Below are 22,617 nucleotides of genomic sequence, written 5' to 3' on the forward strand. Positions count from 1 at the left end.
CGTGGGAGCGGGTTCACCCGCGATGAGGCCGGCAAGAGCACTGCAAGGCTCAGTGCTCCAGCACCTCTGAACTACCAACACCTCGGGGATCGCTGGCCGACTCCAGCCGCCCGTCCTGCTTGTTCCAGAACAGCACCTGCTGGTTCCCGTAGCTGCGCCCCACATCCTTCAGGTTGTATCCCCGGCCCTGCAGGTCCTGGATTTCGGCTGCCGTGAAGGCTCCCGGCTCGTGCTCCACCACATCCGGCAGGTACTGGTGGTGATAACGCGGCACTGCCGGCCAGGTATTCACCGGTCGTCCGTCCAGGTATTCCAGCATCGACAGCAGCACCATGCTCGGAATCCGGCTGCCCCCTGGCGTACCGAAGGCCGCGAATTCCCTGGGGCTTTCGATGAAGCTCGGGCTCATGCTCGACAGCGGCCGCTTGCCCGCCGCCACCGCGTTGGCCTGGCTGCCCGCCAGCCCGTAGCTGTTGCTGCCTTGGGGATCGGCGGCGAAGTCGTCCATTTCGTTGTTCAGCACCACACCGGTTCCTACCGGCGTAAAGGCTGCGCCAAATGGCAGGTTGACCGACAGGGTGGCCGCTACCGCATTGCCCTCGGCATCGATCACCGCGAAGTGCGTGGTGTGGTCACCCTCGCGCCAGGGCAGCGCGGGCGGCAGGCTGGCGCTGGGCGTGGCGTCGTGGACATCGATACCGTCGGCCAGGGTCGTCAGGTGATGGCGCGAAAGCAGGCGCGGGACCGGGTTATCCACATGGTCCGGATCGCCGAGCAGGCCGCGATCACGGTAGGCCCGGCGCAGCACTTCCAGCACATAGTGGGCGCGCTGGATGCGGTCCGCGCTTTGCCACGGCAGGCGTTGCAGCATCGCCAGGCTCTGGGCGATGGCGACACCGCCGGCAGAGGGCGGCGGGGCGCTGATCAGCTCGCGCTGGTCGGCCAGGCGGTAGCGCAGCGGCTCGCGTTCGACGACACGGTAATCGGCCAGGTCGTCCTGGCTCCAGATGCCGCCCGATGCGTTCACTTCCTGTACCAGCTTCGCCGCCACTGGTCCGCGATAGAACCCGTCGCGGCCATGCTCGGCCAGTCGTTGCAGGGTGGCCGCCAGTTCCGGCTGACGAATCAGCGTTCCTTGCGCGGGCACGCGGCCCTGGTCGAGAAACAGCCGCGCGGTTTCCGCGTCGTCGCGCATGGCGCCTTGGCGCATTTCGGCGCGGTCGCGGTAGATGCGATCAACGGCAAACCCCTGGTTGGCCAGGCGAATCGCCGGGGCCAGGGCATTCTTCAACGGCAGCTTGCCGTAGCGCGCCGCCAACTCGTCCAGCGCCGCCGGCAGGCCGGGAATGGCCGCGGCCAGCGGACCGTTGATCGATAGCCCGGGTTGTTCCTTGCCGTCCTTCAGGTACATGTCCGCCGTGGCCCTGCCGGGCGCGCGTTCACGGGCGTCGATAAAGCGATAGGCGGCTGGATTGCCGGGCTGGCGCAGCAGGAAGAAACCACCGCCGCCAAGGCCCGAACCGTAGGGCTCGACCACGGCCAGCGCAGCGCTGATGGCAATCGCCGCGTCGAAGGCATTGCCGCCTTGCTCGAGGATTTCCCGCGCCGCAGCGGTCGCGGCAGGATGGGGCGTGGCCAGCGCCGCGCGACCTGGCCCATCGGCCAGGGCCGCGACGCTGCATAGCGCCAGGCCGGCGCCAAGAACCAGGTTACGCAGCGCGGCGGCGCCGGTCATCAGGCCTTGCCGGTGATACGGCGGTACTTGGCCATCAGCTCTTCTTCGGTTTCCGGATGGGCTTCATCGAGGGGAATACAGTCCACCGGGCAGACCTGCTGGCACTGGGGTTCGTCATAGTGGCCGACGCATTGGGTGCACAGGTTCGGGTCGATCACGTAGATCTCTTCGCCTTGGGAGATGGCGGCGTTCGGGCACTCGGGTTCGCAGACGTCGCAGTTGATGCAATCGTCGGTGATGATCAGGGACATGGGGACTCCGGCCAGGTTGTCAGGCCCTGGCAATTGAAAACCAATGGGCGCGATTGTGCCGTATTAGCGCCGATCTTGCACGCGGGCAGCGGTTTTCCTGGCCGGATGAGATTACTTCTTGAAACGCTCGGTCAGCGCGTCGGCCACCGCGGGGTGGACGAACTTGCTGATATCGCCGCCCAGTGCCGCGATCTCGCGGACCAGGGTCGAGGAGATGAACGAATAACGTTCCGACGGGGTGAGGAACAGGCTCTCGACGTCGGGCGCCAGTTGCCGGTTCATGTTCGCCAGCTGGAATTCGTACTCGAAGTCGGACACCGCGCGCAGGCCGCGCAGGAACACGTTGGCCTGCTGCTCCTTGGCGAAGTGCGCCAGCAAGGTGGAGAAGCCGAGGACTTCGACGTTGGGCAGGTGCCTGGTCACTTCACGCGCCAGTTCGACCCGTTGTTCAAGGGGGAACAGCGGATTCTTCTTGGGGCTGGCGGCGACCGCGATGATCACATGATCGAACAGACGCGAGGCGCGTTCGACCAGATCGCCATGGCCCTTGGTAATAGGGTCGAAAGTACCCGGGTACAACACTCGGTTCATCGCGTCGTCCTGGCAGGAGTGCGTTAGGGACTCGGATGGTAGCGCAGCCGATACGCCCGGGCCAAGTCGCCATCATCGGCCAAAGGCACTATGGACAAGGCCGCCGGTTGGGGTTGCGAGGCGTTCGCCAAGCAACTGGCTGAGGCGCGCGACGATGGCGTACACCAACAATTGCGGGTTGGCACCGATGCTGGTGGGGAACAGCGAGCCGTCGTGGATCGACAGGTTTTCCAGCTGGTGATGGCGGCCCAGACTGTCGCAGACGCTCTGGGCCGGGTCCTTGCCCATGGCACAGCCGCCCATCACGTGGGCGCTGCCGAGGCGGGTGAGGAAGAGCTGCAGATCGAGGCCCTCGATCATTGCCCTGGCCTCGGCCAGGTTGTGCGCGGGTCGACTGGCCGCGTGCAGCGGCTGCACGCTTTCGGCGCCGGCTGCGAACTGGATTTCGGCCATGCTGTGGAAGGCCCGGCGCACCCCGTCCCAGGCGTAGGGCGAAACCGAATAGTCCAGCACCGGCGAGCCATCGCTGCGCAGCTCCACGCTGCCGCCGATGCTCTGCGGGTGAAAACCGTCGCGCAGCAGGGCCAGCATCACATGGGTATTGGGCAGGTCGGCCATGCGCAGGGCGTTGTCCTCGCCGAACCCGCCGAGCAGGGTCGCGGCCAGGGCCGGGTGCAGGGGCGGGACTTCCAGCTTGTAGCCCATCGGCCCGTCGATGCCGTTGCGCCATTGGAAATGGTCGCTGTAGATCGACTGCGGTGCGCCGTAGAACGGGTTTACCGGCTCGGCAAAGCGCGCGGCGCTGAAATTGACCAAGTGCAGGAAGGTGCGCTTGCCGAGAAGCCGGTGCGGGTCCGGCGCTTTGGAACGCAGGAGCAGCGCCGGGCTGTTGATGCCACCGCCGGCCAGCACGTAGTGGCGGGCGCGGACGCGGATGCGCCGGCCGGTCGGCGCCACGCATTGCGGGTCCATGGCCACGCAGTGCAACGCCTTGATCCTGCCACCGTCGTGCTCCAGGTGTTCGGCGCGGGCCAGGTAGAGCAGTTCTGCACCCTCTTCGAGTGCCGCCGGAATGCTGGTGACCAGCATCGACTGCTTGGCATTCACCGGGCAGCCCATGCCGCAATAACCCAGGTTCCAGCAGTCGCGGACATTGCGCGGGATCACCTTCCAGTCCAGGCCCAGCGCCGCACACCCCCGGCGCAGCACGTCGTTGTTGGCATTGGGCGGCATCTGCCAGGGCGCGATGCCGAGGCGCCGCTCCATGCGCTCGAACCAGGGGGCGAGATCGTCCACGCCATGGCCTTCGACCCCATGTGCGCTGGCCCAGTGGCGCAGGGTCGGCTCCGGTGTGCGGAAGCTGGAGGTCCAGTTGATCAGGGTGGTGCCGCCTACCGCGCGGCCTTGAAGGATGGTAATCGCGCCGTCCTTGCTGAGGCGGCCGATGCCTTCCTGGTAAAGGCTGGCGTAGGCCTCGTTCTCCAGCATGCGGAAGTCGCTGCTGGTTTTCAGCGGACCTTCTTCGATCAGCAGCACCCGGTAGCCGGCAGCGCTCAGGAGCTCTGCGCTGGTGGCGCCGCCGGCACCGCTGCCGATGATGGCAATGTCGGTTTCCAGGTCCAGGTGGTGATCCAGGGCCGAGGCGTCACGGGCTTTCCAGCCGCGGGCGAGGCCTTCGCGGAACGGGTCGGATACGGGCATGGTCAGGCTCTTGTTCAGATCTTCGGTGGGCCGGGGTAACCGCACGCGCCCCAGGATCCGGGCAGGCTGTACCACGCCATCAGCAGCAGTTGCAGCAGCGAGCAATAGCCCTGGCGCAGCAGGTTCAGCGAGCTGTCGCGCCAGCGCCGGAGAAAGGCTTCGACGCGCTGCGGTGTCGCTTGCTGCCATGAGCCCCAGACCCCGGTCAGTGGACCACGGGTGAGAGGCAGGGCGAGCACATCGAACAGCTGTCGGGTCAGCTTGAGCATTTCCGGCGACAGGCTGGCCAGGGCTTCGTCGAGGCGGGCGAGGACCTGCTCGAGCGGCGCTGCGGTACCTTGCAGCACCACCGGCGTGACTGCCCGCAGCATCGGCAGATCGTCGTCGCGCAGGATGCGATAGCCGGGTGCCGCCGTTGCGGGGCTGCAGCCGACCAGGCTGGCGCCGCCGAGGAACAGCGTGGCGCCAAGGCTGAACTTGAGCAGGCCGCGACGGTTCAGCGCGGCGGCCAGGTGCAGGCGTGTTGTCATTGTTGTGGGCCTGTTATGCAGCGATCAGCGAATAAAGAAACGGTACACCAGCTGTTGCAGGCGCTTGCCGTAGGGCGGGTAGATCAGCCGCGCCAGGTTCAGGCGCTGCTTGGCCAGCACGCCCTTGGCCTGGCTGAAGGTCTGGAAACCCTCGAAACCGTGGTAGTGCCCCATGCCTGACGGGCCGACGCCGCCGAACGGCAGGTCGTCCTGGGCCACATGCAGCAGGGTGTCGTTGAGGCAGGCACCGCCGGAATGGGTGTTATCCAGTACCAGGCGCTGCTCCCCGCGCTCGTAGCCGAAGTAGTACAGGGCCAGAGGGCGCGGGCGCTGGTTGACGTAGGCAATGGCATCGTCGATCTGGTCGTAGGGCACCACCGGCAGCAACGGGCCGAAGATCTCGTCCTGCATCACCTGCATGGCATCGCTGACGTTTTCCAGGACCAGCGGCGGCAAGCGCCGGTCCGCTGGGGTTTCGTCCGGGTACAGGCTGGTGATCCGCGCGCCCTGGCGGCGGGCGTCGTCGAGGTAACCCTTGAGCCGGGCCAGATGGCGCGGGCTGATGATCGCCGTGTAGTCGGGGTTGCCGGTGATCCGCGGATAAAAGCGCCGAACGGCGTCGCGGTAGGCGTCGATGAAGCCCGGGATGCGCTCGCGCGGCACCAGCACGTAGTCGGGGGCCACGCAGGTCTGCCCGGCGTTGAGGGTCTTGCCGAAGGCGATGCGTTCGGCGGCGTCGGCCAGGGGCACTGTGTTCGAGACGATGGCCGGGGACTTGCCGCCCAGCTCAAGGGTCACGGGGGTCAGGTTGGCAGCGGCGGCGCTCATCACCTTGCGGCCAATGCTGGTTGCGCCGGTGAACAGCAGGTGGTCGAAGGGCAGGCGCGAGAAGGCTTCGCCGACTTCGGCCTCGCCGAGGACCACGCAGACCATGTCGGCGGGAAACACCGATTCCAGCACGGACTTGAGCACCAGGCCGGTCGCCGGGGTGGCTTCGCTGAGCTTGAGCATCACCCGGTTGCCGGCGGCGAGGGCGCCGGTCAATGGGCCGATGGCAAGGAACAGCGGGTAGTTCCACGGCACGATGACGCCGACCACGCCCAGCGGCTGGTAGTGGATGCGGGCGCTGGCAGGCTGGAAGGCGAGGCCGACGGCGCGACGTACGGGTTTCATCCAGCGCGACAGGTGTTTTTCGGCGTGGGCCAGGCCGAGGACGCTGGGCATGAGTTCGGCGAGCCGGGTCTCGTCGGCGCTGCGGCCGTTGAAGTCCTGGTCGATGGCGGCGACCAGCTCGTCCTGGCGTGCGATCAGGGCCTGGCGCAGTGCCTTGAGCCACTGCCGGCGCTGGGCCAGGGGCGGCATGGGCAGGCGATTGAAGGCGGCGCGCTGTTCGGCGAACAGGGTATCGAGCCAGTCCATCTGGGACATCGGGACCTCCATGATCTGTTGTTTTGGCTAGAGCATATACTCTAATCCTGATTTTGTATGGGCTTTGAGGGCCTCATCGCTGGCAAGCCAGCTCCCACAGGGTCCGCGGTGAATCCCCCACAGATCCCATGGATGCAACCCACCGACCGACGCCGTAAGATCACCCCATCATTCAAGCTGATGAATCCGGAACCCGTGTCATGGCCCCGCGCATCAAGACCCGCGAGCGCATCGTGCAAAACAGCCTGGAGCTGTTCAACCAGCAGGGCGAACGCAGTGTCAGCACCAACCACATCGCTGCGCACATGGAGATTTCGCCGGGCAACCTGTACTACCACTTCGCCAATAAGCAGGAAATCATTGCCGAGTTGTTCAGTCAGTATGAGGAACAGGTCGAGAGCTTCCTGCATCCGCCCAAGGGCCGCCTGGCCACGGTCGAAGACAAGCGTTTCTATTTGCAGGCGATCCTCGCGGCGATGTGGAACTACCGCTTCCTGCATCGCGACCTGGAACACCTGCTCGACAGCGACAAGGCACTGGCCGACCGTTACCGGCGTTTTTCCCAGCGCTGCCTGCTGCAGGGCCAGGCCATCTACGAGGGTTTCGTCGGCGCCGGGATCCTAGAGATGACCCCGGTGCAGATCGAGGCGCTGACGCTCAATACCTGGATCATCCTGACGTCCTGGGTGCGCTTTCTCTGCACCACCCGGGAAAATTCCGCCCACCTGAGTGAAGAAGCCATCAAGCGTGGTGTCTATCAGGTACTGGTGCTGGAGCTCGGCTATGTCACCGCCACGGCGAAGCCGGCGGTGGACGCGCTGTGCGAAGAATTCCACGTTCCGCTGCAGCAGGCGCTGGAGCAGTAGCGTGCCCTTTCAATCGATATGGAGACTGTCATGCCCCTCGCGCAACTGATTGCACCCCGGCAACTGGCGGAACGCCTTGGCGAGCCGAAGCTGGTGATTCTCGATTGTCGTTTCGCCCTGGAGGACGTTGACTACGGTCAGCGCAGCTACGCCGAGGGGCATATCGCCGGCGCGCATTTCGCCGACCTGGAGCGCGACCTCAGCGGACCGGTGGTCAAGGGTGTGACCGGGCGTCATCCGCTGCCGCAGCCCGGGCGGCTGATCGAGCGCTTCCAGCAGTGGGGCATCAGCAATGACAGCGACGTGGTGCTGTACGACGACGGCCCCGGAGCCTTCGCCGCCCGCGCCTGGTGGCTGCTGGCCTGGCTTGGCAAACGCAACGGCGTATCTATCCTCGATGGCGGGCTGAAGGCCTGGCACTCGGCGGGCCTGCCGTTGAGCCTGGATCCGGCGGAGCGCCACGAAGGCACCTTCAGCGGCAAGCCCGATCCGAAGCTGCTGGTCAGTGCCCAGCAATTGCGCGAGCGCCTGGGCGACCCGGCCCTGACCCTGCTCGATGCCCGCGCCCTGCCGCGTTTCCGTGGCGAAGTGGAACCGATCGACCCGGTGGCGGGGCATATTCCGGGTGCGCAATGCGCGGCTTTCACCGACAACCTCGGCAGCGACGGGCGCTTCCTCCCGCCCGACCAGCTCAAGGCGCGTTTCGCCGCATTGCTGGGGTCGCGCAAGCCGGAAGAACTGGTGGCCTATTGCGGTTCCGGCGTCACCGCCTGCCATAACCTGTTTGCCCTGAGCCTCGCCGGCTACCCGCTGGCACCGCTGTACGCCGGCTCCTGGAGCGAATGGATCACCGACCCGCAGCGCCAGGTCGCTACCGGCGACTGATCAGCCCAGTTGCGCCAGCCACGCGGGAATCCGCCGTTCCAGGTAGTACCCCGGCTGGCGCAGGCTGCCATCGACGAATCCGACATGACCACCGTGGCTATGCAGCTCCAGGGTGGTGGTGCGTGCCAGTTCACTGGCCTCGGGCAGGCTGTGGCGGAACACGAAGGGGTCGTCGCTGGACTGGATGATCAGCGTCGGCGTGCGGTTTTCGCCCAGGTAATAGCGGCTGGACGAGCGCTTGTAGTAGTCGTGGGCATCGCTGAAACCGTTGAGCGGCGCGGTGATGCGCCCGTCGAAGTCCCAGAAGGTACGCATGTTGGTCAGCGGACCGAGGCGGGACAAGGCTTCCAGGCCTTCGTGATGGCCGCGATGGAGGAAGTCGCGTTCCTTGGTCTTCACATAGCTGATCATTTCGCGGATGAAGTGCCGCTGGTAGACCCGGGAAAAGCCCAGGCTGATGCGGTCGGCGCACTGGTCGAGGCGAAACGGCACCGACACTGCCACGGCGCCCTGCAACTGGCTGGCCGAACCGGCTTCGCCCAGGTGCTTGAGCAGCACATTGCCGCCCAGCGAATAACCCACCGCGTACAACGGCGCCGAGGGCCGTTGCGCGCGCAAATGGGCGATCACCTCGGCCAGGTCCTCGCTGGCGCCGGAGTGATAACTGCGGGCGAGCAGGTTCGGTTCGCCCGAGCAGCCGCGCCAGTTCACCGCCACGCTGGCCCAGCCTTGCGCTTGCAAGGCGTGCTGCAAGCCAAGCACGTAATGGGAGGACGACGACCCGGTCAGTCCGTGCAATACCAGCACCAGCGGCGCATCGGCGCGATGCGGGCCGCCCCAGTCCAGGTCGAGGAAGTCGCCATCGGCCAGCCACAGGCGCTCGCGCTGGTGAGCCAGGGGCAACGATTTGCGCCACAGAGGCCCCCAGAGGGTTTGCAGGTGAGGATTGCGCAGGCCCGTTGCGGGCGTGAAGGAAGACGTGGACATAGGACATCACTCGGAAAAACGCGGCAGCTCTGTCAACCAGTGTATGTGCTGGTTGCAGCAGCTGCCGCGCCGTATGACGGACAGATGACGATCAGCCGCGTTCCCACAGTGCGTAGTGCACCTGGCCGGCTTTCTTTTCCCGGTGCAGGCGCCAGCTACCCGGCAGGGCCAGGGACGATGGCGCGGCCTCGCTTTCGGTGTAGATCCAGGCGTGATCAGCCAGCCAGCCGCCGTTTTCCAGCAATTCGCAGGTTTTCGGCAGCAAATCCTGATGGAACGGCGGGTCGAGGAAGACCACGTCGAACCGCTGCTTCGCCTCGCCCTGCAGATAGCGCAGGACATCGCTCTGCACCACCTGCCCGCGCGGGCAGCGGAGGATTTCCAGGTTGTTCTTCAGGCTGGCGATGGCTGCCGGGTTGCTGTCCACGGCCACGGCGTCGCCGGCACCGCGGGACAGCGCTTCCAGGTACAGGGCGCCGGCACCGGTAAAGGCATCCAGCACCTTGGCCCCTTCGATATGGGGCGCAAGCCAGTTGAACAGGGTTTCCCGCACCCGGTCCGGCGTCGGGCGCAGGCCGGGGGCGTCGGGGAAGCTCAGGCGACGGCTGCGCCATTCGCCGGCGATGATGCGCAACTGGCCTTGGCCCGCGTGCGGCTTGGATGGACTGGCCATTAATGCTCCGGTACGCCGAGCGGCTGCTCGGCGGGTTTGGCGAGGGGGGGTGGCAGGGGTTGCTGCGGCACCTTCGGCCCTGCTGTAACGATAACCAGCTTGTCCGCGGACAGGTGGCGATTCAGCGCATCCCGGACCTGCTCGACGGTCAGTTCCTGGGATTGGCGCATGTAGTCTTCAAGGTAGGTCAGCGGCAGGTTGTAGAAGCCGATGGCGCCCAATTGCCCGACGATACTTGCGTTGCTGGCGTTGGACAGCGGGAAGCTGCCGGCCAGCTCGCGCTTGGCGTCGTCCAGCTCCTGCTGGGTCGGCCCGGTCTTGAGGTAATCGCGCAGCAGGTCCTGGACCAGCTTCAGGGTGCCTTCGCTCAGTTCGGCACGGGTCTGCAGGTTGATCATGAACGGCCCGCGCGCCTGCATCGGCACGAAGGTGGAGTAGACGCCATAGGTCAGGCCGCGTTTCTCGCGGACTTCGCTCATCAGCCGGGTGCCGAACGAACCGCCACCGAGGATCTGGTTGCCCAGGGACAGCGCGGCGTAGTCTGGATCGTTGCGGTCGATGCCCAGTTGCGCCAGCAGCAGGTGGGTCTGCTTGGACGGGAAGTCGATATGGCTCGGGCCGGCCTTGGGCTCCACCGGCTGCTCGACCTTGGCCAGCGCCGGCCCTTTTGGCAGGGCGGCGGAAACCTGGGCGGCGATGGCTTCGGCGTCCTTGCGGCTGAGGTCGCCGACCAGGGCGATCACGGTGTTGCCGGCGGCATAGGCCTTGGCGTGGAAGGCGCGCAACTGGTCCACGGTGATCGGCGGGATGCTCTCGGCGGTGCCGTCGGCCGGATGCCCGTAGGGATGCTTGCCGTACAGCCGCTCGAACAGTTGCAGGCTGGCCAGCTTGCCGGGGTTCTGCTTCTGGTATTCGAAGCCGGCGAGGATCTGGTTCTTGATCCGGGCCATGGCGTCGGCGGGGAAGGTCGGTTTGCCGACCACTTCGGCGAACAGCTTGAGCGCCGGCTCGCGCTTGTCGGCAACGCTCAGGCTGCGCAGCGAGGCTACCGCCATGTCACGGTAGGCGCCGTTGCCGAAGTCCGCGCCCAGGCCTTCGAAGCCTTCGGCGATGGCATTGACGTCCTTGCCGGCCACGCCTTCGTTGAGCATGGCGTTGGTCAGCGAGGCGATGCCGGGCAGGTTGCCGTCATGGCTGCTGCCGGCGGCGAAGGTCAGGCGCAGGTCGAACATCGGCAGCTCGTGGGCCTCGACGAAGAGCACGCGGGCGCCTTCGGCGGTGTTCCAGGTCTGGATGTCCAGGGTGCGATGGGTAGGTGGCGCCTTGCCCTCCAGTTCCGCGACGGATTGCAGGGTGTTGGCGGGCTTGGTATCAGCGGCCTGCACCGGAGCCATGAGGGCAAAGGCCAGGGCGGTGGCGGCGAACAAGCGGATGGTCGGCTGGATCATTTCGCCGGCTCCTCGGGCAGTACATGGGCAACGCTCAGGCGTTCGCGGGTGAAGTAGGTGCGGGCGGCGGCCTGGATATCCGCCGGGGTCACGCTCTTCAGCTCGTCCAGTTCGTTGTCGATCAGCTTCCACGACAGGCCGACGGTCTCCAGCTGGCCGATGGTGGTGGCCTGGCTGCTGATGGAGTCGCGGTCGTAGACCAGGCCGGCGATAACCTGGGCGCGCACGCGTTCCAGTTCCTCGGCGCTGGGCGGGGTGGTCTTGAGCTCGTCCAGCAGTTTCCAGATACCGGCCTCGACCTCGGCCAGGGTCTTTTTCTTCTGGGTGTTCGGCGTCGCCGAAAGGACGAACAGGCTGTCGCCGCGGGCGAACGGGTCGTAGCGGCTGGAGGCGCCGGCCACCAGTTCTTCGCCGCGCTCCAGGCGGCTGGCCATGCGCGCGCTGTAGCCGCCGTCGAGCAGGGCGGAGATCAGGCGCAGGGCGTGGACTTCACGCGGGTTTTTCGCAGTGGCCAGGCCCGGTACGTTGAAGCCGAAGATCAAGCTCGGCAGTTGGGTGCGGACATGCACGGTGAGCTGGCGCAAGCCGGGCTCGGCCAGTTCCAGCGGCAATTTGCTCGGCGGCAGGCTGCGTTTCGGGATCTTCGCGAACCAGCGCTCGGCCAGCTTGCGCACTTCATCCACGGTGACGTCGCCGACCACCACCAGGGTGGCGTTGTTCGGCGCGTACCAGGACTCGTACCAATGGCGCAGTTCCTCGACCTTCATGCGCTGCAGGTCGGCCATCCAGCCGATGGTCGGGGTGTGGTAGCCGCTGGCCGGATAGGCCATGGCCTTGAACAGTTCGTAGGCCTTGGCCCCCGGATTGTCGTCGGTGCGCAGGCGACGCTCTTCCTTGATCACCTCGATTTCGCGGCTGAACTCGTCGGCCGGCAGGCGCAGGCTGGCCATGCGGTCGGCCTCCAGTTCCAGGGCGACGTTCAGGCGATCGCGGGCCAGCACCTGGTAATAGGCGGTGTAATCGTCGCTGGTGAAGGCGTTTTCCTCGGCGCCGAGGTCGCGCAGGATGCGCGAGGCTTCGCCCGGGCCGAGCTTCTCGCTGCCCTTGAACATCATGTGTTCCAGGGCGTGGGACAGGCCGGTCTGGCCCGGGGTCTCGTAGCTGGAACCCACCTTGTACCAGACCTGCGACACCACCACCGGGGCGCGGTGGTCTTCGCGTACGACCACCTTGAGGCCGTTGTCGAGGATGAATTCATGGGTGGGTTGCGGGTCGGCGGCGAAGGCCGCGAGGGGCATGCAGATTGTGCCGAGCAGCAGGCCGGCGGCACGGCGGGCTAGAGCATTCATCGATGATTCAACCTGTTGGGCTGCCCGCTTGGCCTTAGCGTCGGCGGGCTAGGAGGTGCTAGGATACTGATCCGGTTGCCTGGCGACCATGCCTGTCGAGGATGTCGCCGCAAAGGCTCCCCCGACAAAATAGACGACGCGCACGAACGAGCCGGCTTCAAAGGAGTCTGTTCTGCGTTACAAAAGAATTCTGAGGCGCCGCACTGGCGCATCGCCACCCTGAGATAGCCGTCTTCCATGTTTGGTTCCAACGACGACAAGAAAACGCCGGGCGCCCCCGGTGAAAAGAAAGGCCTGTTCGGCTGGCTGCGCAAGAAGCCCCAGCAACCTGTTGTCGAACAGCCTGAAACCCAGGCCCCTGACGCTCCCGAACCTGCTCCGGCAGCGATCGCGGAGGTGCCGGTCGCGGCTGCGCCGGTGGTCGCTCCCGAGCCTGTCGCGCCGGCGATTGTCGAGCCGCCTGTTGCACCGCCTCCCGTGCCGGAATCCAGCCTGGTCCTGCCGGTGCCGGAAGAGCCGGTAGCGCTGGTGCCTGACCTTGAGCCGACACCCCCGCCGCCGATTCCGGAACTGCCCGCTGCCGCTGCCCAGCCTGCGCCGCAACCCGCTCCCGCAGTGGTTCCGCCGCCCGCTCCCGTGGTTGCTCCAGCGCCCGCACCGCTCGCTCCGGTGGTCGTGGCCGAGCCTGAACCGGTCGTCGCTGCGCCTGTGATGGCGCCTGCTGCTGCAGAAGAAACCCGTACCGGCTTCTTCGCCCGCCTCAAGCAAGGCCTGTCGAAGACCAGCGCCAGCATCGGCGAAGGCATGGCCAGCCTGTTCCTCGGCAAGAAGGCCATCGACGACGACCTGCTCGACGAAATCGAAACCCGCCTGCTCACCGCCGACGTCGGTGTCGAAGCCACTTCGCTGATTGTGCAGAACCTCACCCAGAAGGTCGCGCGCAAGCAACTGGCCGACGCCGACGCCCTGTACAAATCGCTGCAGGCCGAGCTGGCGGCACTGCTCAAGCCAGTCGAACAGCCGCTGCGCATCGAATCGCAAAACAAGCCGTTCGTGATCCTGGTGGTCGGCGTCAACGGTGCCGGCAAGACCACGACCATCGGCAAGCTGGCGAAGAAGCTCCAGCTCGAAGGCAAGAAGGTCATGCTGGCCGCCGGCGACACCTTCCGCGCCGCAGCGGTGGAGCAGTTGCAGGTGTGGGGCGAGCGCAACCATATCCCGGTCATCGCCCAGCACACCGGTGCCGACTCGGCCTCGGTGATCTTCGATGCCGTGCAGGCCGCCAAGGCCCGTGGCATCGACGTGCTGATCGCCGACACCGCCGGGCGCCTGCATACCAAGGACAACCTGATGGAAGAGCTGAAGAAGGTCCGTCGGGTCATCGGCAAGCTCGATGCCGATGCGCCGCACGAGGTCCTGCTGGTGCTCGACGCCGGTACCGGCCAGAACGCCATCAACCAGGCCAAGCACTTCAACCAGAGCGTCGAACTGACGGGCCTGGCCCTGACCAAGCTGGACGGCACCGCCAAGGGCGGGGTGATCTTCGCCCTGGCCAAGCAGTTCGGCCTGCCCATTCGCTATATTGGCGTAGGGGAAGGGATCGACGATCTGCGTCCGTTCGAGGCGGAACCCTTCGTTAAAGCACTGTTTGCCGAGCAGGAGCATCCATGATTCGATTCGAACAGGTCGCCAAACGCTATCCGAATGGTCACGTTGGCCTGCATGAGTTGAGTTTTCGGGTGCGGCGGGGCGAGTTTCTGTTCGTGACCGGTCACTCCGGCGCCGGCAAGAGCACCCTGTTGCGCCTGTTGCTGGCGATGGAGCGTCCGACCAGCGGCAAGCTGCTGTTGGCCGGACAGGACCTGGGGCAGATCAGCACTGCGCAGATCCCGTTCCTGCGCCGCCAGATCGGCGTGGTCTTCCAGAACCACCAATTGCTGTTCGATCGCACCGTGTTCAACAACGTCGCCTTGCCGTTGCAGATCCTCGGCCTGTCCAAGGTCGAGATCGCCAAGCGGGTCGATTCGGCGCTCGAGCGCGTGGCGCTTTCGGACAAGGCCGAGCTGTTCCCCGGCGATCTTTCCACCGGCCAGCAGCAGCGCGTCGGCATCGCCCGCGCCATCGTGCACCGTCCGGCCCTGCTGCTGGCGGACGAACCTACCGGTAACCTCGATCCGCGCCTGGCCGCGGAGATCATGGGTGTTTTCGAAGATATCAACCGCCTGGGCACCAGCGTGCTGATCGCCAGCCACGACCTGGCCCTGATCGCGCGCATGCGTCACCGCATGCTGACGCTGCAGCGCGGCCGCCTGATCGGCGATGGGGAGGCCGGGCAATGAGTGCGACACGCAGTCCGAAAGTATCCGAACGGGTGGCGCCGAAGCCGGCTGATCCGCAGCCGAAGAAAAAGAAGGGCGCCGAGGACGACGACGGCCCGGATTTCCGCACCCTGCTGCACGCCTGGCTGGAAAGCCATCGCTCCAGCCTGCTGGACAGTCTGCGCCGCCTTGGCAAGCAGCCGATCGGCAGTTTCTTCACCTGCCTGGTCATGGCGGTGGCGTTGAGCCTGCCCATGGGCCTGTCGTTGATCCTCAGCAATATCGAACGGCTCGGCGGGTCCTGGCAACGCGCGGCACAGATTTCCCTGTACCTCAAGCTGGATACCAGCGTGCGCGACGGTGAAGCGCTGCGCGAGCAGATCAGGACACTGCCCGGGGTGGCGGATGCCGAATACGTCAGCCGCGAACAGGCGCTGAACGAGTTCCAGCAGCAGTCCGGCCTCGGCGAAGCCTTGCGCGAGCTGCCGGAAAACCCGCTGCCGGGTGTGGTGGTGGTGACGCCGAACGAGGTCGACAAGCCGGCGCTGGACGCACTGCGTCAACGTCTGGCCGAGCTGCCCCATGTGGAGCTGGCCCAGCTCGACCTGGTCTGGGTCGAGCGCCTGGCGGCGATTCTCAAGCTGGGCGACCGTTTCGTCTTCGGCCTGACCGTATTGCTGGTGTCGGCGCTGTTGCTGGTGATCGGCAATACCATTCGCCTGCATATCGAGAACCGCCGTACGGAAATCGAAGTGATCAAGCTGGTTGGCGGCACCGACAGCTACGTTCGCCGCCCCTTCCTTTATATGGGGGCGCTGTATGGCCTGGGGGCGGGGATCCTGTCCTGGGGAGTGCTGGCATTCGGGTTGAACTGGCTGAATGACGCGGTGGTCGACCTTTCAGGACTGTATGGCAGCGACTTCGCCCTGGCCGGTGTGCCCTCGGCCGATGGTCTGTCGCTCTTGCTTGGGGCGGTGCTGTTAGGGTATATCGGTGCATGGATCGCGGTGGCTCGCCACCTGAGTGAGCTGGCCCCGCGATAGTGTCTTTTTGCCGGCATTGACTATACAAGTGAGGGAACTTGTCTCGCGGTTCCCGGTCAATGATGGCAGTGCCTACGGGCACGAGTTCAGTGAGTCGGAGGTTTTTTCGTATGACCACTTCTTTGCAACCTGCTTATGCGCTGGTCCCGGGTGCAAACCTCGAGGCCTACGTGCACACGGTGAACAGCATTCCATTGCTGACCGCCGAGCAGGAGCGTGAACTGGCCGAGAGTCTCTACTATGAGCAAAATCTTGAGTCCGCTCGGCAAATGGTGCTCGCGCACCTGCGCTTCGTAGTACATATCGCCCGCAGCTACGCCGGCTACGGGCTGGCCCAGGCCGACCTGATCCAGGAAGGCAACGTCGGGCTGATGAAGGCGGTCAAGCGCTTCAACCCGGAAATGGGCGTGCGTCTGGTGTCCTTCGCGGTGCACTGGATCAAGGCCGAGATCCACGAATTCATCCTGCGCAACTGGCGCATCGTCAAGGTTGCGACCACCAAGGCCCAGCGCAAGCTGTTCTTCAACCTGCGCAGCCAGAAAAAGCGTCTGGCCTGGCTGAACAACGACGAAGTGCATCGCGTCGCTGAAAGCCTGGGTGTGGAGCCGCGTGAAGTCCGCGAAATGGAAAGTCGCCTGACCGGCCAGGACATGGCCTTCGACCCGGCGTCCGAAGCCGACGACGACAGCGCCTTCCAGTCGCCGGCCAACTATCTGGAAGACCATCGCTACGACCCGGCTCGCCAACTGGAAGATGCCGACTGGAGCGACAGCTCGTCGAACAACCTGCATGAAGCCCTGCAAGGCCTGGACGAGCGCAGCCGCGATATTCTCTACCAGCGCTGGCTGGCAGAGGAAAAGGCCACCCTGCATGACCTGGCGGCCAAGTACAGCGTCTCCGCGGAACGTATCCGCCAGCTGGAGAAGAACGCGATGAACAAGGTGAAGGCCCTTATCGCTGCTTGACGCTCCGGTAGCCGGAAAAAGAAAACCCGACTCGCAAGGTCGGGTTTTTTGTTGCCTGTTAAGGCCTCATCGCTGGCAAGCCAGCTCCCACAAGACCTGTGGAAGCTGGCTTGCCAGCGATGAGGCCGGAGCAGACGCTATCACCGTGACTGCAACTGCTGCAGATAACCATCCCCACCCAACTGGCTCATCTGCTGCCGAATCCACCCGGCTCGCCGCGCCACGTAGGTGCTCGGGTGGCTGGCACTCCAGTTGCGCGGATTGGGCAGCACCGCTGCCAGCAAGCTGGCCTGCTGCCGGCTCAACCGGCTCGCATCCACGCCAAAGTGATGTCGCGCTGCGGCCTGGGCTCCGAACACGCCTTCATCCCACTCGGCGCTGTTCAGGTAGACCTCGAGAATCCGCTCCTTCGACCAGAACAGCTCGATCAGCGCGGTGAACCATACTTCCAGCCCCTTGCGCAGCCAGCTGCGGCCGGACCAGAGGAATTGGTTCTTCGCCACCTGCTGGCTCAAGGTGCTGGCGCCGCGGATGGCTCCGCCCCGTTCGTTATGCGCCAGAGCCGCCTGGATGGCGGTGAAGTCGAAGCCATGGTGGCTGGCGAACTTCTGGTCCTCGCCAGCGATCACCGCAACCTTCAGGTCGTCGGAGATCCTGTCCCAGGGTTCCCAGTCCCGCTGCAGGTCGATGGGCTCGCCGTCGATCCACGACTCGATCTTGCGCTCGACCATCAACGCCGTCCCCGGCGGCGGAACGACGCGGAAAACCAGCACCAGCACGACGCTGCCAGCGGCGAACCAGAGCGCGGCACGGAAAAGGCGGCGGAGAACGGATGACAGCATGATGATGGCTTGGCCGCGGCGGATGAGCGGGCCATTATACAGGCCCGTGTCTCCTTGGAGTTCTTCGCATGCTTCGCAGCTTCCTCTTGCTGGCGGCCTTTTTCGGCTTCACCGGCGTAGCCCTGGGCGCCTTTGCTGCCCATGGCCTGAAGGCCCGCCTCAGTGCCGAGTACCTGGCGATCTTCCAGACCGGCGTGACCTACCAGCTGATCCACGCCCTGGCCCTGTTCGGCGTGGCCATCCTCAGCGTGCACTTGCCGGGTCGCTTGACCACCTGGGCCGGCAGCCTGTTCATCCTGGGCATCCTGCTGTTTTCCGGCAGCCTGTATCTGCTTACCCTGAGCGGCGTCGGCAAGCTCGGCATCATCACCCCGCTGGGCGGCGTGGCATTCCTTGCCGGCTGGCTGTGCCTGGGCCTGACGGCCTGGCGCCTGAGCTGACTCACGGGTCGAAAATCGTGACGAATGGTGCCGGCCACCCTTGGGTTCGGGCGTTGATCGGCGCTAGAATGCGGGCCCCTGAAAACAATGGCGGCCGTGCGCATGCGCATCCAACTGAACGGTGAACCTTACGAATTGCCCGACGGCGAGAGCGTCGCGGCCCTGCTGGGCCGGCTCGACCTGGCCGGGCGCCGGGTGGCGGTCGAACTGAACCTGGACATCGTGCCGCGCAGCCAGCACGAGAGCACCGCCCTCAGCGAGGGCGACCAGGTCGAGGTGGTCCACGCCATCGGCGGCGGCTAGGAACCAGCCGCGACCACCCGCAAGTCCCTCCCCCCACAAGAGGATCAACGATGAGCAACGTTCGTAGCGACAAGCCCTTCACCCTGGCCGGTCGTACCTTCCAGTCGCGCCTGCTGGTCGGCACCGGCAAGTACCGCGACCTGGAAGAAACCCGCCTGGCCATCGAGGCCTCGGGCGCCGAGATCGTCACCGTCGCCGTGCGCCGGACCAACATCGGCCAGAACCCGGGCGAGCCGAACCTGCTCGACGTACTGCCGCCAGACCGCTACACCATCCTGCCCAACACCGCCGGCTGCTACGACGCAGTCGAAGCCGTGCGCACCTGCCGCCTGGCCCGCGAGCTGCTGGATGGCCACAACCTGGTCAAGCTGGAAGTGCTGGCCGACCAGAAAACCCTGTTCCCCAACGTGATCGAAACCCTCAAGGCCGCCGAAGTGCTGGTCAAGGACGGTTTCGACGTGATGGTCTACACCAGCGATGACCCGATCATCGCCCGCCAGCTGGCCGAAGCCGGCTGCATCGCGGTCATGCCGCTGGCTGGCCTGATCGGCACCGGCCTGGGGATCTGCAACCCGTACAACCTGCAGATCATCCTCGAAGAAGCCAAGGTCCCGGTGCTGGTGGATGCCGGTGTCGGCACCGCTTCCGACGCCACCATCGCCATGGAGCTGGGTTGCGAGGCGGTGCTGATGAACTCTGCCATCGCTCATGCGCAGCAGCCGGTGATGATGGCCGAGGCCATGAAGCACGCGATTATCGCCGGTCGCATGGCTTACCTCGCCGGCCGCATGCCGAAAAAACTCTATGCCAGCGCCTCGTCGCCGCTGGATGGCCTGATCAAGTAAGAGTCCCAGATGACCGAATCGCAAGAAACGCCTGTCACCGAAGAAGGCGAAGAGCGCCAGCACCGCCGCATCAAGAGTTTCGTGATGCGCGCCGGGCGCATGACCGAAGGCCAGCAACGTGGCCTGGAGCAGGGCGGCCCGCTGTATATCCTCAAATTGACCGACAGCCCGGTGGACTACGACCAGGTATTCGGTCGCTCGGCGCCGCGTACCCTGGAAATCGGCTTCGGCATGGGCCACTCCCTGCTGGAGATGGCGGCTGCCGCGCCGGAGCAGGACTTCATCGGGGTCGAGGTGCATCGTCCGGGTGTCGGCGCGCTGCTCAACGGCGTGCTGACCCAGGGCCTGAAGAACCTGCGGGTGTATGACTGCGATGCCATCGAAGTGCTGAACCGCTGCGTCGCCGACAACAGCCTCGATCGCCTGATGCTGTTCTTCCCGGATCCATGGCACAAGAGCCGGCATCACAAGCGCCGTATCGTCCAGCCGGAATTCGCCGAGCTGGTACGGCGCAAGCTGAAGGTCGGCGGTGTATTCCACATGGCTACCGACTGGGAGCCCTATGCCGAGTACATGCTGGAAGTGATGAGTGCAGCGCCGGGTTACCGCAACCAGGCGGCGGACGGGGCCTATGTGCCGCGGCCGGAAGAGCGCCCGATCACCAAGTTCGAGCGCCGTGGTGAGCGCCTGGGGCATGGGGTGTGGGATTTGAAGTTCGAGAAGCTGGCTGATTGATGTAGCGCTCTTTAGGGCCTCATCGCGGGTGAACCCGCTCCCACAGAGATTGCATAACCTGTGGGAGCGGGTTCACCCGCGATGAGGCCCTAGAGATTTAGCCCCGCCGATCGGCCACCACCCCGATCAACACCAGCACCACCAGCAACACCGGAGCCAGCGCATAGTTGTTGAACTGGCTCAGTCCCCGCACCACCCACGGAGTGGCGTAGATCAAGGCAGCGCCGCTGCCGATCAGCACCAGCAGCGCCATGAACGGCACGCGCAGGGCGCCGGCCAGGTTGCCCAGGCGGCCTTCGACCCAGCTTTTGATATCGGTGCCGAATAGCACCAGCAGACAGCCCACCAAAGCCAGGGAGATCTCCGACAGATTGCTGCGGCTCCAGCGGGAGATGGTCGAGAGCAGGTCGAGTACCAGGTCCATGCGCTTTCCTTAGGTCAAGAAGTACTGCAACAGGTCATTGAGGAACAACTGGCCGCGTGGCGTGGCGACCAGCCGCGTCGGTTCGACTTGCAAAAGGCCCTTTTGTTCGGCCTCGCGGCGAGCCTCCTTCAGTTGGTCCATCGGCAGCCCTGTGCGTTGGCTGAAGAGTGTCGCCTCCACGCCGTCGGTCAGGCGCAGGGCATTCATCAGGAATTCGAACGGCAGTTCATCCAATGGCAACAGCTTTTCCCCGGCCTTGAAGGCCTTGGCCGGGTTCAGGTAGTCCTTGGGCAGACGGGTTTTCCAGGTGCGCAGGATGCGCCCGTCCGGGTGGCTGAGCTTGCCGTGGGCGCCGGCGCCGATACCGATGAAGTCGCCGAAGCTCCAGTAATTCAGATTGTGGCGTGCTGCCTTGCCCGGCTGGGCGTAGGCGGAGATTTCGTACTGGCGATAACCGTGACGGGCCATCAGGGCCTGGCCGGCTTCCTGGATATCCCAGAGGATGTCGTCCTCCGGCAGCTCCGGCGGCTGGTTCCAGAACACCGTGTTCGGCTCCAGGGTCAGCTGGTACCACGATAGGTGCGTCGGACCCAGGTCGATGGCCTGCTGCAGATCGGCCAAGGCTTCATCGAGGGTCTGGTCCGGCAGGCCGTGCATCAGGTCGAGGTTGAAGTTGTCGAACCCGGCCTTGCGCGCCATATCCGCCGCGCGAATCGCTTCGTCACCATTGTGGATGCGCCCGAGGGCTTCAAGCTTGCTCTGCTGGAAGCTCTGGATGCCGATGGACAGGCGATTGATGCCCAGCTGGCGGTAGGCCTTGAACTTCTCCTGCTCGAAGGTCCCGGGGTTGGCTTCCAGGGTGATCTCGATATCGCTGGCGAACGGAATGCGTTGCTCGACCCCGGCCAGCAGCCGGCCCAGGGCCTTGGCGCTGAACAGGCTCGGCGTACCGCCGCCGAAGAAGATGCTGCTGATCGGCCGGCCATGGACCGCCGGTAGCTCCTGCTCAAGGTCGGCCAGCAGCGCGTCGACATATTCCTCTTCAGGCAGGTCGGCGCTGGCGGTGTGGGAGTTGAAGTCGCAGTACGGGCATTTGCGCACGCACCACGGGATATGGATGTACAGCGCCAGGGGCGGAAGCTGCGGCAGCGCCGCCCGTGGTGCCTGAGTGGTGAAACCTGCCTCGTCCGCGTGCAGTGGCTGGGCTGGCGATTTTTCGGTCATGCCAGGCCCAGACGTTGACGCAGCAGGCTCATTGCACGGGCGCGGTGACTCAATCGGTTCTTGTCGGCCGGGGCCAGGTCGGCGCTGGAGCAGTTGGTTTCCGGCACCCAGAACAACGGGTCGTAGCCAAAGCCGTACTCGCCGCTGGCAGCAGTGAGAATGCGCCCGTGCCACAGGCCTTCGCAGAGGATCGGCAGCGGGTCGTCGGCATGCCGCACCAGGGCCAGGACGCAGACGAACTGCGCGCCGCGCTCGGCTTCCGGTACATCCTTCAATGCATCGAGCAGCTTGGCATTGTTCGCCGCGTCGCCCTTGCCGTCGGCATAGCGCGCGGAGTAGATGCCCGGCGCACCGCCGAGGAAGTCCACGGCCAGGCCCGAGTCGTCCGCCAGTGCCGGCAGACCGGAAATACGCGCGGCATTGCGCGCCTTGAGGATGGCGTTCTCGACGAACGACAGGCCGGTTTCTTCCGGCTCGACGCTGCTGAATTCACCGATGGAGCGCAGTTGCACGGTGTCACCGAGCATGGCCTGCAGTTCCTTGAGTTTGCCGGCGTTGTGGCTGGCCAATACGAGTTGCTGGATATTCATCATTCGCCCGGGAATACGGTTTGAGTGAAGCTGAAGTCGTTGCTGGTGTCACCGGAGCCGACCTTGATCGCAAAGGTGCGGCTTTCTTCCTGTTCGATCGGGAACTGCGCCAGGTAGTAGATGGAGCCCTGGTCGGTGACCTGCTTGAAGGTCAGGGCGCTCTGGCGGCTGGTCAGGTCGCTGACGGTACCGCTGACATTGGCCACTGCGGGCTTGCCGCCCTTGAGCACGGTAATGTTGATCACACCCTGGTTCTTGCTGCGGACCAGCCCGGCGGCCTGGGCCGTGGCGGGCTGCACGAAGGTCGAGTTGAACACGCTGTAATGCACGGTGACGTCGCCGAACACTTCCTTGCGTTCCGGCTTCGCGGCATCGGCGGCCAGTGCCGGCATGGCCAGGCACAGGCTGATCAACAACAGGGCTAGACGACGCATGATCCTATCC

Annotated in this window: 25 protein-coding genes; 10 read left to right on the forward strand and 15 right to left on the reverse strand. The window is 65.3% G+C overall.

The window, feature by feature from the left end; all coding sequences use genetic code 11:
- Positions 1-49: 49 nt before the first annotated feature.
- From ggt to ACPFMA_RS01380, 6 genes are all read right to left on the reverse strand, one after another.
- Positions 50-1,735, reverse strand: a complete 1,686-nt coding sequence (gene ggt / locus ACPFMA_RS01355; RefSeq protein ID WP_425929548.1) for a gamma-glutamyltransferase — start codon at positions 1,733-1,735, stop codon at positions 50-52.
- Positions 1,735-1,986: a YfhL family 4Fe-4S dicluster ferredoxin gene (locus tag ACPFMA_RS01360; protein WP_009396754.1), complete on the reverse strand. Its 252-nt coding sequence runs from the start codon at positions 1,984-1,986 to the stop codon at positions 1,735-1,737. The genes ggt and ACPFMA_RS01360 overlap by 1 nt, the downstream gene beginning before the upstream one ends.
- Positions 1,987-2,097: 111 nt before the next feature.
- Positions 2,098-2,577, reverse strand: coding sequence for a pantetheine-phosphate adenylyltransferase (coaD, locus tag ACPFMA_RS01365; RefSeq protein ID WP_009396756.1), 480 nt, complete (start codon positions 2,575-2,577; stop codon positions 2,098-2,100).
- A 72-nt stretch (positions 2,578-2,649) separates the two neighbouring features.
- Positions 2,650-4,278, reverse strand: coding sequence for a GMC family oxidoreductase N-terminal domain-containing protein (locus tag ACPFMA_RS01370; protein ID WP_425929549.1), 1,629 nt, complete (start codon positions 4,276-4,278; stop codon positions 2,650-2,652).
- Between the two features lie 14 nt (positions 4,279-4,292).
- Positions 4,293-4,778, reverse strand: a complete 486-nt coding sequence (locus ACPFMA_RS01375) for a twin-arginine translocation pathway signal protein (protein ID WP_425930562.1) — start codon at positions 4,776-4,778, stop codon at positions 4,293-4,295.
- Positions 4,779-4,832: 54 nt separating this feature from the next.
- The gene (locus ACPFMA_RS01380; RefSeq protein WP_425929550.1) at positions 4,833-6,248 is read right to left on the reverse strand and encodes a coniferyl aldehyde dehydrogenase; all 1,416 of its coding nucleotides are present in this window, start codon (positions 6,246-6,248) and stop codon (positions 4,833-4,835) included.
- Between the two features lie 188 nt (positions 6,249-6,436).
- Here ACPFMA_RS01380 and ACPFMA_RS01385 point away from each other — a divergent pair, with 188 nt between their 5' ends.
- Entirely contained in the window at positions 6,437-7,102 is a 666-nt protein-coding gene (locus ACPFMA_RS01385; protein WP_064301161.1) for a TetR/AcrR family transcriptional regulator, read from the forward strand.
- Between the two features lie 30 nt (positions 7,103-7,132).
- Positions 7,133-7,987 (forward strand): sulfurtransferase, encoded by an 855-nt coding sequence (locus ACPFMA_RS01390; RefSeq protein ID WP_425929551.1) that lies wholly within the window; start codon positions 7,133-7,135, stop codon positions 7,985-7,987.
- Here the strand turns inward: ACPFMA_RS01390 and ACPFMA_RS01395 are convergent, their stop codons facing one another.
- The 4 genes from ACPFMA_RS01395 to ACPFMA_RS01410 all read right to left on the reverse strand — a co-directional run bounded on the left by ACPFMA_RS01395 (position 7,988) and on the right by ACPFMA_RS01410 (position 12,444).
- Positions 7,988-8,974 carry a hydrolase gene (locus ACPFMA_RS01395; protein ID WP_425929552.1) on the reverse strand — a complete coding sequence of 329 codons (987 nt, stop codon included), beginning with the start codon at positions 8,972-8,974 and terminating at the stop codon, positions 7,988-7,990.
- Between the two features lie 91 nt (positions 8,975-9,065).
- Positions 9,066-9,647 (reverse strand): 16S rRNA (guanine(966)-N(2))-methyltransferase RsmD, encoded by a 582-nt coding sequence (gene rsmD, locus ACPFMA_RS01400; protein WP_009396770.1) that lies wholly within the window; start codon positions 9,645-9,647, stop codon positions 9,066-9,068.
- Positions 9,647-11,095: a M16 family metallopeptidase gene (locus tag ACPFMA_RS01405; RefSeq protein WP_420057820.1), complete on the reverse strand. Its 1,449-nt coding sequence runs from the start codon at positions 11,093-11,095 to the stop codon at positions 9,647-9,649. Before ACPFMA_RS01405 ends, rsmD begins: the two co-directional genes overlap by 1 nt.
- Positions 11,092-12,444 (reverse strand): M16 family metallopeptidase, encoded by a 1,353-nt coding sequence (locus tag ACPFMA_RS01410; RefSeq protein WP_064301164.1) that lies wholly within the window; start codon positions 12,442-12,444, stop codon positions 11,092-11,094. Before ACPFMA_RS01410 ends, ACPFMA_RS01405 begins: the two co-directional genes overlap by 4 nt.
- Positions 12,445-12,681: 237 nt before the next feature.
- On the opposite strand from ACPFMA_RS01410, the gene ftsY reads away from it, so the two are divergent.
- The 4 genes from ftsY (at position 12,682) to rpoH (ending at position 16,770) form a co-directional block, all read left to right on the forward strand.
- Positions 12,682-14,115, forward strand: coding sequence for a signal recognition particle-docking protein FtsY (gene ftsY, locus ACPFMA_RS01415; RefSeq protein WP_425929553.1), 1,434 nt, complete (start codon positions 12,682-12,684; stop codon positions 14,113-14,115).
- On the forward strand, positions 14,112-14,783 hold the full coding sequence (gene ftsE / locus ACPFMA_RS01420; protein ID WP_009396779.1) for a cell division ATP-binding protein FtsE: 672 nt from the start codon (positions 14,112-14,114) through the stop codon (positions 14,781-14,783). The genes ftsY and ftsE overlap by 4 nt, the downstream gene beginning before the upstream one ends.
- Positions 14,780-15,805 (forward strand): permease-like cell division protein FtsX, encoded by a 1,026-nt coding sequence (gene ftsX / locus ACPFMA_RS01425; protein WP_009396781.1) that lies wholly within the window; start codon positions 14,780-14,782, stop codon positions 15,803-15,805. Before ftsE ends, ftsX begins: the two co-directional genes overlap by 4 nt.
- Positions 15,806-15,915: 110 nt before the next feature.
- A complete protein-coding gene (gene rpoH, locus ACPFMA_RS01430) occupies positions 15,916-16,770 on the forward strand; it encodes an RNA polymerase sigma factor RpoH (protein WP_009396783.1) in 855 nt (284 codons plus the stop codon).
- Positions 16,771-16,910: 140 nt separating this feature from the next.
- Here the strand turns inward: rpoH and mtgA are convergent, their stop codons facing one another.
- On the reverse strand, positions 16,911-17,612 hold the full coding sequence (gene mtgA / locus ACPFMA_RS01435) for a monofunctional biosynthetic peptidoglycan transglycosylase (protein WP_425929554.1): 702 nt from the start codon (positions 17,610-17,612) through the stop codon (positions 16,911-16,913).
- Between the two features lie 68 nt (positions 17,613-17,680).
- Between mtgA and ACPFMA_RS01440 the strand changes: the two genes are divergently transcribed.
- The 4 genes from ACPFMA_RS01440 to trmB all read left to right on the forward strand — a co-directional run bounded on the left by ACPFMA_RS01440 (position 17,681) and on the right by trmB (position 19,935).
- Positions 17,681-18,052: a DUF423 domain-containing protein gene (locus ACPFMA_RS01440; protein ID WP_064301168.1), complete on the forward strand. Its 372-nt coding sequence runs from the start codon at positions 17,681-17,683 to the stop codon at positions 18,050-18,052.
- 102 nt (positions 18,053-18,154) lie between these two features.
- The gene (gene thiS, locus ACPFMA_RS01445) at positions 18,155-18,355 is read left to right on the forward strand and encodes a sulfur carrier protein ThiS (protein WP_009396789.1); all 201 of its coding nucleotides are present in this window, start codon (positions 18,155-18,157) and stop codon (positions 18,353-18,355) included.
- A gap of 50 nt (positions 18,356-18,405) precedes the next feature.
- Positions 18,406-19,200 carry a thiazole synthase gene (locus tag ACPFMA_RS01450; RefSeq protein WP_009396791.1) on the forward strand — a complete coding sequence of 265 codons (795 nt, stop codon included), beginning with the start codon at positions 18,406-18,408 and terminating at the stop codon, positions 19,198-19,200.
- A gap of 9 nt (positions 19,201-19,209) precedes the next feature.
- Positions 19,210-19,935, forward strand: a complete 726-nt coding sequence (gene trmB, locus ACPFMA_RS01455) for a tRNA (guanosine(46)-N7)-methyltransferase TrmB (RefSeq protein WP_425929555.1) — start codon at positions 19,210-19,212, stop codon at positions 19,933-19,935.
- Between the two features lie 97 nt (positions 19,936-20,032).
- On the opposite strand, the gene ACPFMA_RS01460 is transcribed toward trmB, so the two are convergent.
- From ACPFMA_RS01460 to ACPFMA_RS01475, 4 genes are read right to left on the reverse strand one after another with little or no spacing between them, the layout of a single operon-like run.
- Positions 20,033-20,359 carry a DUF3392 family protein gene (locus ACPFMA_RS01460; protein ID WP_009396795.1) on the reverse strand — a complete coding sequence of 109 codons (327 nt, stop codon included), beginning with the start codon at positions 20,357-20,359 and terminating at the stop codon, positions 20,033-20,035.
- A gap of 9 nt (positions 20,360-20,368) precedes the next feature.
- Positions 20,369-21,583 (reverse strand): radical SAM family heme chaperone HemW, encoded by a 1,215-nt coding sequence (gene hemW, locus ACPFMA_RS01465; protein WP_425929556.1) that lies wholly within the window; start codon positions 21,581-21,583, stop codon positions 20,369-20,371.
- A complete protein-coding gene (rdgB, locus tag ACPFMA_RS01470) occupies positions 21,580-22,176 on the reverse strand; it encodes an RdgB/HAM1 family non-canonical purine NTP pyrophosphatase (RefSeq protein WP_009396799.1) in 597 nt (198 codons plus the stop codon). Before rdgB ends, hemW begins: the two co-directional genes overlap by 4 nt.
- Positions 22,173-22,607 (reverse strand): DUF4426 domain-containing protein, encoded by a 435-nt coding sequence (locus tag ACPFMA_RS01475; protein WP_009396801.1) that lies wholly within the window; start codon positions 22,605-22,607, stop codon positions 22,173-22,175. Before ACPFMA_RS01475 ends, rdgB begins: the two co-directional genes overlap by 4 nt.
- Positions 22,608-22,617 lie beyond the last annotated feature (10 nt).

The organism is Pseudomonas sp. NyZ201 (genome assembly GCF_049860765.1).
Classification (GTDB): Bacteria; Pseudomonadota; Gammaproteobacteria; order Pseudomonadales; family Pseudomonadaceae; genus Aquipseudomonas; species Aquipseudomonas bharatica.

Excerpts from the sequence above, each read along its gene's own strand:
- ggt (WP_425929548.1), bottom strand. The coding sequence starts at position 1,735 with ATGACCGGCGCCGCCGCGCTGCGTAACCTGGTTCTTGGCGCCGGCCTG.
- ACPFMA_RS01360 (WP_009396754.1), bottom strand. The coding sequence starts at position 1,986 with ATGTCCCTGATCATCACCGACGATTGCATCAACTGCGACGTCTGCGAA.
- coaD (WP_009396756.1), bottom strand. The coding sequence starts at position 2,577 with ATGAACCGAGTGTTGTACCCGGGTACTTTCGACCCTATTACCAAGGGC.
- ACPFMA_RS01370 (WP_425929549.1), bottom strand. The coding sequence starts at position 4,278 with ATGCCCGTATCCGACCCGTTCCGCGAAGGCCTCGCCCGCGGCTGGAAA.
- ACPFMA_RS01380 (WP_425929550.1), bottom strand. The coding sequence starts at position 6,248 with ATGGAGGTCCCGATGTCCCAGATGGACTGGCTCGATACCCTGTTCGCC.
- ACPFMA_RS01385 (WP_064301161.1), top strand. The coding sequence starts at position 6,437 with ATGGCCCCGCGCATCAAGACCCGCGAGCGCATCGTGCAAAACAGCCTG.
- ACPFMA_RS01390 (WP_425929551.1), top strand. The coding sequence starts at position 7,133 with ATGCCCCTCGCGCAACTGATTGCACCCCGGCAACTGGCGGAACGCCTT.
- ACPFMA_RS01395 (WP_425929552.1), bottom strand. The coding sequence starts at position 8,974 with ATGTCCACGTCTTCCTTCACGCCCGCAACGGGCCTGCGCAATCCTCAC.
- rsmD (WP_009396770.1), bottom strand. The coding sequence starts at position 9,647 with ATGGCCAGTCCATCCAAGCCGCACGCGGGCCAAGGCCAGTTGCGCATC.
- ACPFMA_RS01405 (WP_420057820.1), bottom strand. The coding sequence starts at position 11,095 with ATGATCCAGCCGACCATCCGCTTGTTCGCCGCCACCGCCCTGGCCTTT.
- ACPFMA_RS01410 (WP_064301164.1), bottom strand. The coding sequence starts at position 12,444 with ATGAATGCTCTAGCCCGCCGTGCCGCCGGCCTGCTGCTCGGCACAATC.
- ftsY (WP_425929553.1), top strand. The coding sequence starts at position 12,682 with ATGTTTGGTTCCAACGACGACAAGAAAACGCCGGGCGCCCCCGGTGAA.
- ftsE (WP_009396779.1), top strand. The coding sequence starts at position 14,112 with ATGATTCGATTCGAACAGGTCGCCAAACGCTATCCGAATGGTCACGTT.
- ftsX (WP_009396781.1), top strand. The coding sequence starts at position 14,780 with ATGAGTGCGACACGCAGTCCGAAAGTATCCGAACGGGTGGCGCCGAAG.
- rpoH (WP_009396783.1), top strand. The coding sequence starts at position 15,916 with ATGACCACTTCTTTGCAACCTGCTTATGCGCTGGTCCCGGGTGCAAAC.
- mtgA (WP_425929554.1), bottom strand. The coding sequence starts at position 17,612 with ATGCTGTCATCCGTTCTCCGCCGCCTTTTCCGTGCCGCGCTCTGGTTC.
- ACPFMA_RS01440 (WP_064301168.1), top strand. The coding sequence starts at position 17,681 with ATGCTTCGCAGCTTCCTCTTGCTGGCGGCCTTTTTCGGCTTCACCGGC.
- thiS (WP_009396789.1), top strand. The coding sequence starts at position 18,155 with ATGCGCATCCAACTGAACGGTGAACCTTACGAATTGCCCGACGGCGAG.
- ACPFMA_RS01450 (WP_009396791.1), top strand. The coding sequence starts at position 18,406 with ATGAGCAACGTTCGTAGCGACAAGCCCTTCACCCTGGCCGGTCGTACC.
- trmB (WP_425929555.1), top strand. The coding sequence starts at position 19,210 with ATGACCGAATCGCAAGAAACGCCTGTCACCGAAGAAGGCGAAGAGCGC.
- ACPFMA_RS01460 (WP_009396795.1), bottom strand. The coding sequence starts at position 20,359 with ATGGACCTGGTACTCGACCTGCTCTCGACCATCTCCCGCTGGAGCCGC.
- hemW (WP_425929556.1), bottom strand. The coding sequence starts at position 21,583 with ATGACCGAAAAATCGCCAGCCCAGCCACTGCACGCGGACGAGGCAGGT.
- rdgB (WP_009396799.1), bottom strand. The coding sequence starts at position 22,176 with ATGATGAATATCCAGCAACTCGTATTGGCCAGCCACAACGCCGGCAAA.
- ACPFMA_RS01475 (WP_009396801.1), bottom strand. The coding sequence starts at position 22,607 with ATGCGTCGTCTAGCCCTGTTGTTGATCAGCCTGTGCCTGGCCATGCCG.